Source organism: Bacillus sp. FSL M8-0063 (assembly GCF_038005545.1).
Classification (GTDB): Bacteria; Bacillota; Bacilli; order Bacillales; family Bacillaceae_G; genus Bacillus_A; species Bacillus_A wiedmannii.
The window spans coordinates 113,092-125,529 of the sequence record NZ_JBBOTJ010000003.1 but is presented as its reverse complement, the minus strand read 5'-3'; the positions used below and the strand labels follow the sequence as shown (position 1 = coordinate 125,529).

General features: G+C 30.7%; 12 protein-coding genes. All 12 read left to right on the top strand.

Going from position 1 to position 12,438, the window contains the following annotated elements; translation table 11 throughout:
• Window positions 1-139: 139 nt before the first annotated feature.
• The gene (locus MKX31_RS27130; protein ID WP_262787469.1) at window positions 140-787 is read left to right on the top strand and encodes a lysozyme family protein; all 648 of its coding nucleotides are present in this window, start codon (window positions 140-142) and stop codon (window positions 785-787) included.
• Window positions 788-1,092: 305 nt separating this feature from the next.
• Window positions 1,093-1,599 carry a GNAT family N-acetyltransferase gene (locus tag MKX31_RS27125; protein WP_340981737.1) on the top strand — a complete coding sequence of 169 codons (507 nt, stop codon included), beginning with the start codon at window positions 1,093-1,095 and terminating at the stop codon, window positions 1,597-1,599.
• Between the two features lie 219 nt (window positions 1,600-1,818).
• A complete protein-coding gene (locus MKX31_RS27120) occupies window positions 1,819-2,295 on the top strand; it encodes a GNAT family N-acetyltransferase (RefSeq protein ID WP_222655461.1) in 477 nt (158 codons plus the stop codon).
• 713 nt (window positions 2,296-3,008) lie between these two features.
• A complete protein-coding gene (locus MKX31_RS27115; RefSeq protein WP_262787465.1) occupies window positions 3,009-4,337 on the top strand; it encodes a nucleotide sugar dehydrogenase in 1,329 nt (442 codons plus the stop codon).
• 8 nt (window positions 4,338-4,345) lie between these two features.
• A complete protein-coding gene (locus MKX31_RS27110; protein ID WP_340981736.1) occupies window positions 4,346-5,503 on the top strand; it encodes a DegT/DnrJ/EryC1/StrS family aminotransferase in 1,158 nt (385 codons plus the stop codon).
• Between the two features lie 6 nt (window positions 5,504-5,509).
• Window positions 5,510-6,433 (top strand): NAD-dependent epimerase/dehydratase family protein, encoded by a 924-nt coding sequence (locus MKX31_RS27105; protein ID WP_340981735.1) that lies wholly within the window; start codon window positions 5,510-5,512, stop codon window positions 6,431-6,433.
• Window positions 6,408-7,649 carry an aminotransferase class V-fold PLP-dependent enzyme gene (locus MKX31_RS27100; protein ID WP_222655457.1) on the top strand — a complete coding sequence of 414 codons (1,242 nt, stop codon included), beginning with the start codon at window positions 6,408-6,410 and terminating at the stop codon, window positions 7,647-7,649. The genes MKX31_RS27105 and MKX31_RS27100 overlap by 26 nt, the downstream gene beginning before the upstream one ends.
• Window positions 7,650-7,660: 11 nt before the next feature.
• Window positions 7,661-8,542 carry a GNAT family N-acetyltransferase gene (locus tag MKX31_RS27095; protein WP_222655456.1) on the top strand — a complete coding sequence of 294 codons (882 nt, stop codon included), beginning with the start codon at window positions 7,661-7,663 and terminating at the stop codon, window positions 8,540-8,542.
• Window positions 8,543-8,545: 3 nt separating this feature from the next.
• Entirely contained in the window at window positions 8,546-9,235 is a 690-nt protein-coding gene (locus tag MKX31_RS27090) for a WbqC family protein (protein ID WP_098103207.1), read from the top strand.
• A 6-nt stretch (window positions 9,236-9,241) separates the two neighbouring features.
• On the top strand, window positions 9,242-9,919 hold the full coding sequence (locus MKX31_RS27085; RefSeq protein ID WP_098103208.1) for a PIG-L deacetylase family protein: 678 nt from the start codon (window positions 9,242-9,244) through the stop codon (window positions 9,917-9,919).
• Between the two features lie 11 nt (window positions 9,920-9,930).
• A complete protein-coding gene (locus MKX31_RS27080) occupies window positions 9,931-10,866 on the top strand; it encodes a TIM barrel protein (RefSeq protein ID WP_340981800.1) in 936 nt (311 codons plus the stop codon).
• A gap of 132 nt (window positions 10,867-10,998) precedes the next feature.
• Complete coding sequence (locus tag MKX31_RS27075) at window positions 10,999-12,372, top strand: M28 family metallopeptidase (protein ID WP_262787456.1); 1,374 nt, start codon at window positions 10,999-11,001, stop codon at window positions 12,370-12,372.
• The last annotated feature ends 66 nt before the right edge of the window (window positions 12,373-12,438 follow it).

Genomic DNA, 12,438 nt, shown 5'->3' with positions numbered 1-12,438 from the left:
AAATTTTTATATTAAACTTAAAACCTTAAAGTATTGATGTTTGAGTCTAAAAAAGTGCGGGAGATAGATGTTCATTACATAGTTTGTAAATAACCAATTATCTTTGGGAAAATTGAATTTCTTATACGAGGAGTAATATATGAAGGATATAAGTAAAAACCAAATTATAAAAGTGTTCCTTATTAGTATTTTAGGTTTAGGAACAATACTTGGAATGCTATATTTTAATCATAAGACCAATATTCAACAAAATAAAGCGCTAGCCACCGAAAAACGTGTATTGCAATATGAATCTACCTTGAAAAAAGAATTAGAAAAATATAATTTAGGAGAGAAAACAGCAGTTTTATTAGGAATTATGTACCAAGAGAGTAGAGGTGAGGGAAACGATCCTATGCAGTCATCCGAATCACTTGGATTAAAGCCAAATGAAATTCAAGAGACAAGCTTGAGCATTGAACAAGGGGTAAAACACTTTGCTAAAATGTACAAATATGGAACGGACAAGGATGTTAGCATGGATACAATTATTCAAAGCTATAATATGGGGCCAGGGTATATTGATTTTGTTGCTAGTCAAGAAGTTAAACAACACTCGGAGGATTCAGCCAAAAAGTTTTCTAAGATGAAAGTTGATCAAAATCCAGCGATGTATACTTGTGGTGGAAATAGAAATAATTTCAGGTATCCATATTGTTATGGTGATTTCACATATGCCACAAAGGTCAATGAAAAAACAAAACTTATTGAAGAACTTCTTCGAAATGTACATAGCTCTTCTAAATAAGTTGCAGAATGAAATATAATGATACCCAGTTATTAACAATAATATCTAAGAAAAAAACTACTTTCTTTCTTGATTCACATAATTTTCAAAAAATAAATCCCGTAGATGTTAATATTTGTTATATAATATATTTGTCAAAGCATTACCCCTAAAGTTTCTACAGTCAAGCTGTAAGATAGTTTGTTTGGCCCGTATTTTCACCTTAAAACAAAAAGAACTTGTAGAGATTCCTACAAGTTCTTTTTGTTTTAAGGGTTAAAAGTGAATTTAAAATATAGGTGCAATTTTTTGAGGGGGAATAGTAAATGTTTATAAAAACAGAAAGATTATTAATACGAAAATTTGAGTTCAAAGATTGGCAAGCAGTTCATGAGTATACATCAGATATCAATGCTATGAAATACATACCTGAAGGTTTTTTTACTGAAGAAGATACAAGAAACTTTGTGAATGAAAACATTGGTGAAAACGCTAAGAACTTTCCGGTGGTATTAATAGATGAAAATATCCTAATTGGTCATATTGTTTTTCATAAATATTTTGGTGAGCATACATATGAGATTGGTTGGGTGTTCAATCCTAATTATTTCAATAAAGGATATGCTTCTGAAGCAGCACAAGCTACATTGGAATATGGGTTTAAGGAATTGAAGTTACATAGAATTATAGCTACATGTCAGCCACAGAATATACCATCATATCGAGTGATGGAGAAGATTGGAATGAGAAGAGAAGGCTATTTCAGGAAGTGTATACCACATGGGAATGAATGGTGGGACGAATATTATTACGCTATTTTAGAAGAGGAGTAAGGCCTCATAACGCATCATTAAAAGAAAATGTTCCTCCTGAAGTTGTAAAAGCAGTAGCTAGAATATGAATGGAAACAATTTGATGGAAACGGTCAGCCAATCATAGCGTAAGACGATGGAATTGGTATTATGTAAATTACTATTGTTGTTGATATTGTCTTACAAGAAGGAATTCATTTAAGATATTAATTGAAAATATTAATTGGGAGGATGTTAGAAATGGAATTAAATAATGGGGATAGAATTAGTATAGAAAAAAGTACAAGTATTAACATGGAGGAAATGGATTTATTATTGCTTGCTGATCCCTCAACAGAAGTAGTTAATGGGTATCTTAAAAAGGGAGATTGTTTTGTATTAAAAAAAGATGCTGTTACTGTAGGTATTATGATTTTAATTCCTACCCGAACTGAAACAATTGAGATTATAAATATAGCAGTTTCTGAAAAAGAGCAAGGAAAAGGATATGGGAAATATTTGCTTGGATTTGCTATAGACTATGCTAAAAAAGAAGAATATAAAACTATAGAAATAGGCACAGGAAATTCTAGTTTAATGCAATTAGGCCTTTATCAAAAATGTGGTTTTAGAATAACTAGTGTGGATAAGGACTTTTTCTTACGAAATTATAATGAAGAAATATATGAAAATGGTATTCAATGTATGGATATGATTAGGTTAACGCAAAATTTATAAAAATTATTTGTACATAAAAATCGCAACATCCATTAAATGTAGAGGGTTGCGATTTTTTTGATGTAATGCGGAATTATGAGTTGTGGGTAGCATTAGGAAGTATATGTATTTGAGAATTATTACAAAATCAACAAGTATTAATAAATTCATCTGTTATGCCAACAATTTGAATATATTTCAAATTGTTTTTTATAATTCAGATAGATCTTTTTCCATTAATTTTAATGAAAAGTAAAAAATATGAAACTCATCCATTTTAGTTATGATTAAATGTTCATTTAAACAACTAAATAATGGAATTTATTGGATAATTATAATTGGAATTTTTTCTTTATTTATGGATGAAAATCGTACTAAATGTAGATATAACAACTATTATGTTGTTTTAATGATATAAAAATATTTGGTTTTTTTCAAAAGAGAATTTTCTGAATTATAAATATTATTATATATTGAGAAAGTAAAAAAATAGAAAAATATCAATTGAATTCCAAAAAAAACGTGTGAATATTATAGATATAAATAACACCTTGATATTTCAGATGAGTTTTCTACAAATTTAGATGTTTATTAAATTAGGAGGATTGATAGTGCTAAAAATGTAGTTTGTTGCTAATTCAGTATTTTATATGCATCCATGGGATTTTAGAACGCACAGTTATTATTTGCTAGTAAGCATTTTAATATCAAATCTTTTGGGGAAGTGATAAGTAATGGTCACAGTATTAAATAATGAAACTAAAAGTTTATTAGTTGAAAAAATTGCAAATAAAAATGCGTGTATTGGATATGTAGGCCTAGGTTATGTTGGACTACCATCGGCTCTTAAATGTTTAGAAGTAGGTTATGCGGTAAGAGGTTTTGATAAAAACTCAGCAAAAATAAGAAAACTAGAACGTGGAATAAGTTATATCAGTGATATTCAAGATACTGAAATCCAAGATGCTTTACATACAAATAGATTTTTTGTTAGTACAGAAATGAATTATATAAACGAATGTGATGTTGTAGTTATATGTGTTCCTACACCATTAGGAAGAACTAGTAAACAACCAGATTTAACATATATTCATTCAGCAGTTGATGAAATAGTTAAATACATTAAAAAAGGTACATTAATTATCTTAGAAAGTACTACTTATCCAGGTACTACAAGAGAAGAAGTTTTATACAAATTAGAACAGACAACTAATTTTAAAATTGGTGTAGATATATTTGTAGCATACTCTCCAGAGCGAATCGATCCTGCAAATCAATCGTTTTCAATTCAAGATATTATAAAAATCGTAGGTGGAGTTACATCTAATTGTACCGATTGTGCAGCAGCCTATTATAGTAACTTAATTAAGGATATTCATAAGGTAAGCAGTCCAGAAGTAGCAGAGACAGCTAAGTTATTAGAAAATACGTATCGTTTTATAAATATCGCTTTTATTAATGAAATGACACAAATTTGTAATGAGTTAAATATAAATATTTGGGAAGTAATTGATGCCTCAGGAACTAAGCCATTTGGATTTCAAAAATTCTATCCTGGTCCTGGCGTAGGAGGACACTGTATTCCGATTGATCCTATTTATTTTAAGTGGATTGCAAATAATAAGGATTTAGCAACAAAAATGATTGATGTGGCAAGAGAAATTAATGAAAACATGCCTAAGTATGTTCTTAATAGAGCACTACAGTTACTACATGATAAAGATGGTAAGAATATTCTTATGGTTGGGGTAGCATATAAAAAGAATGTTAATGATACTAGGGAATCGCCAGCTTTGGATATTATGAATAATTTAATGATAGAAGACTATAACGTGGATTATTACGATCCGTTTATAGAGGAACTCATTGTGGGCAATAACACATTGAAAAAATCTATAGATTTAAACCTAAGTCAATTAGACAAATACGCTTTAATTATTGTTCATACGGATCATGATTGCATTAATTTTAAATTGCTTAATGAGGTAAATTGCTTAATTTTAGACACAAGAAACATATTTAAAGATGAATCAGTATATAAAAAAAATATTATAAGTTTGTAGGTGATTACATGGTAGAGTTTATTCCTTTTTATCGACCGGAAATCAATGATGAAGATATAGATAGGGTAGTTTCTGCCCTTAAATCTGGATGGCTTTCAAAGGGGCCAAAAGTGATAGAGTTTGAAGAGAATTTAAAAGAATATCTGAATACTGAACATGTAGTAAGTTGTAATTCAGGGACTGCCGCATTACATTTAGCATTATTGTCTCTGGGAGTTGGATTAGAAGATGAGGTAATAGTTCCAAGTTTTACTTTTTGTTCTAGTGTAAACGTTATTATGCATGTAGGTGCAAAACCAGTATTTGTAGACATAGATGAAGAGAATTTATGTCTTGATCTTCAGGATGTTAAAAGAAAAATCACTAAAAAAACGAAAGCAATTATTGCAGTTCACTTTGCTGGATACCCGGCTAAATTAAAAGAACTTCAAAAATTATGTAAAGAATACGGACTGCTTTTGATAGAGGATGCGGCGCATGCATTAGGAACAAAATATGAGAATACTTTAATTGGTACACATGGAGATGTTATTTGTTTTAGTTTTTATGCCACAAAAAATATAACAACAGGTGAAGGTGGAGCGTTAGTCACTAAAAATGAATCGATTGCTGAAAAAGCGAGGTTATATGGTTGGCATGGTATCACCAAAAATGCATGGAATCGTTATGGTGAAGAAGGAAGCTGGCGTTATGATGTTCTATTGCCTGGGTTTAAATACAACATGATGGATCTACAAGCTAGTTTGGGTATTAGTCAGTTAAAAAGAGCTGATGAAATGATTGAAAAGCGCAAGAGAATAGCTGAAAGGTACCAAGAGGAATTAAAAGAGGTTCAAGAGTATATAACATTACCTAATTATACTAACGAACCAAGTGTAAAACACGCATGGCATTTATTTGTTATAAAAATTAATTCTAATTCGCCTGTAAGTAGAGACCAGGTAATTCAAGAAATGAAAAAGAGAAATATTGGGCTTAGTGTTCACTTTATTCCTGTTCATATGCATCCGTATTATAAAGAGAGATTTAACGTATATTTACCTAAAACGGAAGATGTATTTAATCAAATTATTTCATTACCACTGTATAGTGCTCTTACAGACAATGAGGTTGAACATATTATTACGTCTTTAAAAAGTTTATATCAATTAAAAATAGGGAGGTAAATATCTATGAAGATTGGGGTTATTGGTGGCGGAGGGTTTATTGGTAAACATGTTACAAAAGAGTTAATTGCAAGAGGTTATGAAGTAGTTATATTTGATAAAGTTAAACCAAGTATTGATGTTCCTTTTAAGGAAATTGATATTTTAGATATTGCAACATTAAGAGAAAAGCTTATTAATGTCGATGGGGTAATCCATTTAGCTGCATTAGTGGGTGTTGATAATTGCCGGTTAAATGAAGAGGATGTAGTGAGAGTGAACTTTGAAGGTACGAAAAATATTGTACAAGTTTGTAGCGAAAATGGAATAGGAAAATTATTGTTTTCTTCCAGTTCGGAGGTATATGGGGATGGTTTGAGTGTTCCGTTTAAAGAAAATGATATTAAAATTCCAAAATCAGCTTATGGAAAAGCTAAATTAATGTCCGAAGATTATTTGAAAGAATATGCTAGTAATAGTTTGAAAATCAGAGTGGTACGTTATTTTAATGTATACGGTTCACAACAAAATGATAACTTTGTAATTTCTAAGTTTTTAAAACAAGCTCATAGTGGCGAAGATATTACTATTTATGGAGATGGACAGCAAATTAGATGTTTTAGTTATATAAGTGACATTGTTAACGGAACTATACTAGCCTTTGAATATGAAGGAAAGAACTTTGCAGATTTTAATATTGGCAATAACAAACCTATATCTATGGAAGAACTAGCAATAAAAATTAATGAATTAATGGGAAATAAAAGTAAAATTAAATTTCTTAATTTAGGTGAAGAGGGAGTCAGAAATTCTAGTATTGAAATATTTAGAAGAATCCCTTCAATAGAGAAAGCTAAATTATTTTTAAACTATCAACCAATTATTTCATTAGATAAAGGACTAGAGATAATAATAGGGGAGAAGTATGGAAACACAGTATCTATATCCTAAGAATCCAAAGAAAATTAAGTATCCCATATATTCTTCTCTTTGGAGTATATCTGATCATGTGTTTTTTTTGAAAAGTGTATATAGACCTAATAATTCTAACCTAAAAAAAAGCCTTCAAGCTTTTTATCCGGATGCAGAAATTATATTAACTAATAGTGGTACATCTGCATTAGTTGTTGGTTTAAAGTACCTAAAAGTAGTAAAGGGAGATGAAGTGATTCTATCAAACTTTAATTGTCCCAATGTGATAGAAGCAATATTAACAGTGGGAGCAAAACCTGTATTAATTGATTTAAACACGAATCATTCAATTTCTCTTAATAAAATAAAAAAACATTTGAATGCTAATACAAAGGCAATTATTCTTACACACTTGTATGGATGTCATGACGATTTAGAAATTATTGACTGGGCTAGAGAAAATAATATTTATATCATCGATGATGCTGCACAAGCAATGTTTTCTTATCAAAATGGAAAGCCAGTTGGTAGTTTAGGCGACATTGGTATTTTAAGTTTTGGGGGAACTAAACCAATCCCGAGTATAGGGGGAGGGGCGTTACTTCTTAATCGTACAATAAGTGAATTGTGTGACATGGATGAAGAAAAGAAAGAAGAAGTAATTTTAGATTATAAGAATCATTTAAAAACACAATTGGCTATAAGAATAAAAAAGAGTAGAGTACTGAGTTTATTTACTAATTATTGGAGGGAATTAGAGATTCTGCCCTTCTATAATAATAGTAAATTAGATTCTTTACCGGAGAAAGCGGACGTTATAAATCCAAAAAGAATGTCTATAGTACGTTCATTGTTAATTGATAAACACCTACAGAAAACAAAGAGGATTTTAGACATAAATATATGTAATGCTAGTCTGTGTTATACAATGCTGCAGGAAATTGAAGAAAAGTATGGCGTTAAGATTATATTTTCAGCTCAGAATGTTTATTTGAACTATTTTACCATTATATTCAAAGAACCATCTGATAGATATGAGTGTTCTGTACATTTAGCGGAAAAAGGTATACAAACTTGTTGGAATTATTTACCCCTGAGTGAGATCCCTATTTTTTCGAAGTACGCAACTGAGTCAGAAAATATAGATTATTTATGGCCAAGGGTATTATCAATACCTTTTAAACATCCTTTAGAGAACAAGGACCTTAAGTATATATGTAGTCAAATTCTAAAATATTTAGAGAATAAGAATTAAAAGGTGATTATATGGAAATCGAAATATGTACTGACGCCCAATATTGGGATGCCTGTATGGAAGAATACAATGGTTCTGTATTTCATAGTTACGAATGGGGTAAATTAATGGAATTATTACCTGGTGTTCAATTTTTCCCAGTACTAATAGAAACACGAGATACAGTAGTTTTATCTCCTATGTATGTGCAGGATGGTAGGCTATTGGGAAGTTTAATTGGTTATGGAGGCCCAATAATAATTGGCCAAGATAAATTAGATTTTTCAGTTTATGAATCCATAATAAATAAGAAGTTTGAAAATAAAATTCAAAAGCTTTTATTACCTATAACGATAAATCCTTTTCAAAGTTATAGTAAGGAAAAATGGGATTATAAAGAAACGTATATGTTAGATCTACCAAATAGCTTTGAGGATTTATGGACATCGTGTTCCGGGAAAGCTAGGACAAGTGTTAGGTATGCACGTAAACAGAATGTTGAAATTCGTCCTATAACTGTAGCGGAATTAGATGAGTTTTACCAATTATATCAAGAACATAATAACAGTATAGGAGCGAGTTATTCATTTAGTAGAGAGTTTTTTTATCATTTAGTTCTTAATTTACAAGAAAAAATCCTTTTCTTAGGGGCATTCTTAGAAGAAGAACTAATTAGTTCCAGCATTTTTATAATGGATAAACAGGTTTTATATTATTGGATTAATATTAATAATACCAAAGGGAAAAATTCACAATCTTCATATTTACTACTAAATGATGCGTTTGAATTAGCAATTCATAATAAATTAAAGTATGCGGATTTAGGATATTCACATAATAAAGGGATTGCTAGACCTAAGATATACTGGGGAGCAGCTTTGAAAAAATGTTTTTGTTTAAAAGAAAGGACTTAAGCTATGATTATTAGTGGCCACCAACCAAGTTATTTACCTTGGTATGGTTTTTTTGAAAAAATTCATAAATCAGATGTGTTTGTATTTCATGATATAGCACAATTTGAAAAAAAAGGTTTTTTAAATAGGAACCGTATTAAAACTTCACAAGGGGCATCATGGTTAACGGTTCCAATACAAATGAAGAATTATAAAGAAATTCCATTTAATAAGTTAAAGATAGACAATACTCAAGATTGGGAACGGAAGCATTGGAAAGCGATAAGAATTAATTATTCTAATGCACCTTACTTTAATGTATATAAGGATTATTTAGAAAGTTTTTATTCAGAAGATTGGCTTAATTTAAATGATATGAACATGAATTTTATTCATTTTATTATCCGTGAATTAAACATTGATACGGAGCTATATTATGTATCAGAGTTAGAAGGGATTACAGGTAAGAAAAGTGATTTTGTATTAGAGTTGTGTCAGAAATTTAATGCCAGTACTTATTATTCTGGAAGTTTAGGGCAAGATTATTTAAACGAAAACGACTTTGAGAATGAGAATATAGAAATTATCTACCAAAGAATAAGAGATTATTCGTACAAGCAATTATTTGGGGAATTTATACCACATTTATCTATTTTAGATATTTTACTAAATTGTGGGCCAAAGGAAACAGAAAAATTAATTAAAGGAGTCTAAAATTCTATGAATGTACTTGTATTTGCCGCTCATCCGGATGATGAAATAATTGGTGTTGGTGGAACAATAGCGAAACACGTGAAACAAGGTGATGATGTACATGTTGTAATACTTGCAGAGGGAAAATCTTCTAGAGCTAAAGAATATAAAGAGCTAGATTTAGAGATTAAGAACTTATCTTATAAAGAAACAGAGGGGGCATGTACTACACTTGGTGTAAAAAGTTTTGCAAGACTAGATTTCCCTGATAATCGTCTTGATACATTACCTTTACTTGATGTAGTCAAAGAGATTGAACATCACATTAAAAAAATAAATCCTACAATTATTTATACTCAATATGGTGGAGATATAAATATTGATCATACTGTTGTTTACAGAGCAGTAATGACAGCGACACGCCCTCTGCCAGATACTAATATCAAATGGGTATTTGCATATGAAACCTTATCTTCTACAGAGTGGAATTATAATGAAAAAGATAAGTTCCTTCCTAATTATTTTGTGAATATTGAAGATCATTTGGAGGAGAAATTAAGTGCGATGAGACATTATGAATCTGAGTTAAGGGAATTTCCTCATCCACGATCTATAGAAGCAATGAGACATAACGCATTGGTATGGGGTGCCAAATCTGGATACCAAGCGGCTGAGGCATTTATGTTAGTAAGGGGGACATGGTAGGTGAAGAGAATATGTTAATACCACAGGTCCCGTTCTTTGGTTTAGATAGTAAACAGATTGACTTAAAATGGGTTGAAAAAGGCTATGGATTAGAAGCAAATATTTTTGATGGGAAATCTTTATTTGATAACTCATATATAAAAAGGTTTTCAGAAGTCCTTTCTTTTGTTCAAACTCTTAATCCATCCCTGTTAACGTTGCATTTTCCTACTGATAATGCAGACTACCTAAATGATGAATTTATTAAAAAACAACTATATGAATTTATTAATCTTGCTATAAAGTATAATGCATCTGGTATAACGGTGCATGCTAATCAATTCATGAATGTCGCGGAATTTCAGAGCTATAATCTTCTTGATAATAGAAAAAGGATTATAGAGTTCTTTAACATGCTAGATGAAGAAATAAAAGGAACTGATATATGGATTGGCGTTGAAAACCTACCCATTATTGGAAACTTGGGCGATGATTTTGATCCTATATTTATATATCCCGAAGATTTTACTGATTTGGTTAATTTGGAGTTATCTAACGTTGGAATAACATGGGATATATGTCATTGGTCTATAACCTATCTTACACGTTTAGGTATTTCTAAATTATTAAGGCAAAAGGAAATTGAATATAAGGATTTTCATAAGTATTTAAGCTTAATGGATCATATTAAACATTTTCATTTTAGTTCTTTTAAGCATTTAACAATTCCTTATAGTGAGGTACGTTGCTTTGAGGGAGAGAATCCGGTTAATGGATCTATTGATGAAAATTTATTACATGAAACTTTATTAAAAGTGAAGAACAATACTTTGGATCAAAAGATAGGAATTGTATTTGAGGTTCAGGAAACTGATTATACGAATAGAAAGAGGTCATGGGAAACTCTTAATTGGTTTCAAAAGAATATTGCTGGTATGCAAACAAAAATGAATTTTTTGGAGATATAAAAAACAATATCGGTTTATTTATTTTTACATGTAATTTGAGTTAGAGATTATTTTAATGAACCTTTTCTTCTAAGTAAGTGTGTTAGGAGGGAAGGTTTTACTATTAAACTTTTTTAATTATAGGGAGGACAAATGAAGAAACTAATTCTGACAAAGAAGTTTATTGTAACTTTTGGGGTTGTATTGCTTTTCCTCTTTAGTAATTTATCTGGAAAAGCAATACCAGTATATGCTATGACTAAGAATGATCAGCGTTCTCTTATGGCAGATAAGGTTCGAGCTAGTCGAGCTATTGAACATATACGTTTTCTGTCTGAGAAAATTGGTCCACGTCCAAGTGGAACTAAGGACGAAAATAAAGCAGCTACTTACATTGGAGATACATTGAAAAAATTAGGGTATGAAGTTGAGTATCAGGCATTTCCTGTACCAGATCAATATATTGGGAGTATCTCTTTTAGTATGAATGGAGAAAAAGAATGGCAAGTTGGAGCAGCGTCTAATGCATCTATACCTAAAGATCCTGTCGTGGGACAGGTAGTTTCTATTGGAAAAGAGAATGATATTAAAAATTCACCTGAGCCAATTCATGGGAAAATAGTATTATTAGAACAAGCTAATACGTATGAGAAATATAATGAGCAAGTTGAGTATGCAGCAGAAAAGGGAGCAAAAGCTGTATTGTTATATAGTACGATTGGGGATAGAGGCAACTATGGAGAAGCCTTTAACCCAGTTCTAAAAAAGAAACAATCAATACCTGTATTTGGGCTTGCTTATAATCAGGGAATTAGAATGAAAGATAAGATAGTGCATAATAAAAATATAGTTAGTTTAAAGGCAAAACACGAAATGAATTTGAGTTCATTAAATGTTATTGCGAAAAAAAAGCCCAAATACAAGACAGACAATGAGGATGTAGCAATAATGAGTGCTCATTATGATAGTGTTATCGGAGCACCTGGAGCAAATGATAATGCTTCCGGCGTAGGACTTTTATTAGAGTTAGCATACAATTTTAAAGATATAGAGACTAATAAAGAAATTCAGTTCATAGCCTTTGGAGCAGAAGAAAATGAATCTTTAGGTGCTTACCATTATGTTAATCAGTTATCTACAACAGATAAGAAACATATTCTAGGGGTTTTTAATGCAGATATGATAGCGACTAGTTACCAACAGGCTAAGGATTTATATGCAATGACACTAGATGGTTCTCAAAATGAAGTAACAAATACTGCGGTAGCTACTAGTAAAGCATTAGGGAAATCGGTTTTATTAACTGGAAAGTTTGATTCTAGTGATCATGTACCATTTTACGAAGCTGGAATTTCCTCGGCACTATTTATTTGGATGGATGTAGAGAGTTGGAATCCCCTTATTTATCATGTTGAAAAGGTATTCCACACACCTCAAGATACCGTTTTAGAAAATATTTCTCCTCAACGTATGCAGGAGGCACTAGAAATCATAGGGACAAGTTTGTATTATTTTATCAAAAGATAGGTTTTTTCGGAGGTTTCAGCATAGCCGGCTAAATTTAGATTTTAATAATAATATAGTAAAACTTTT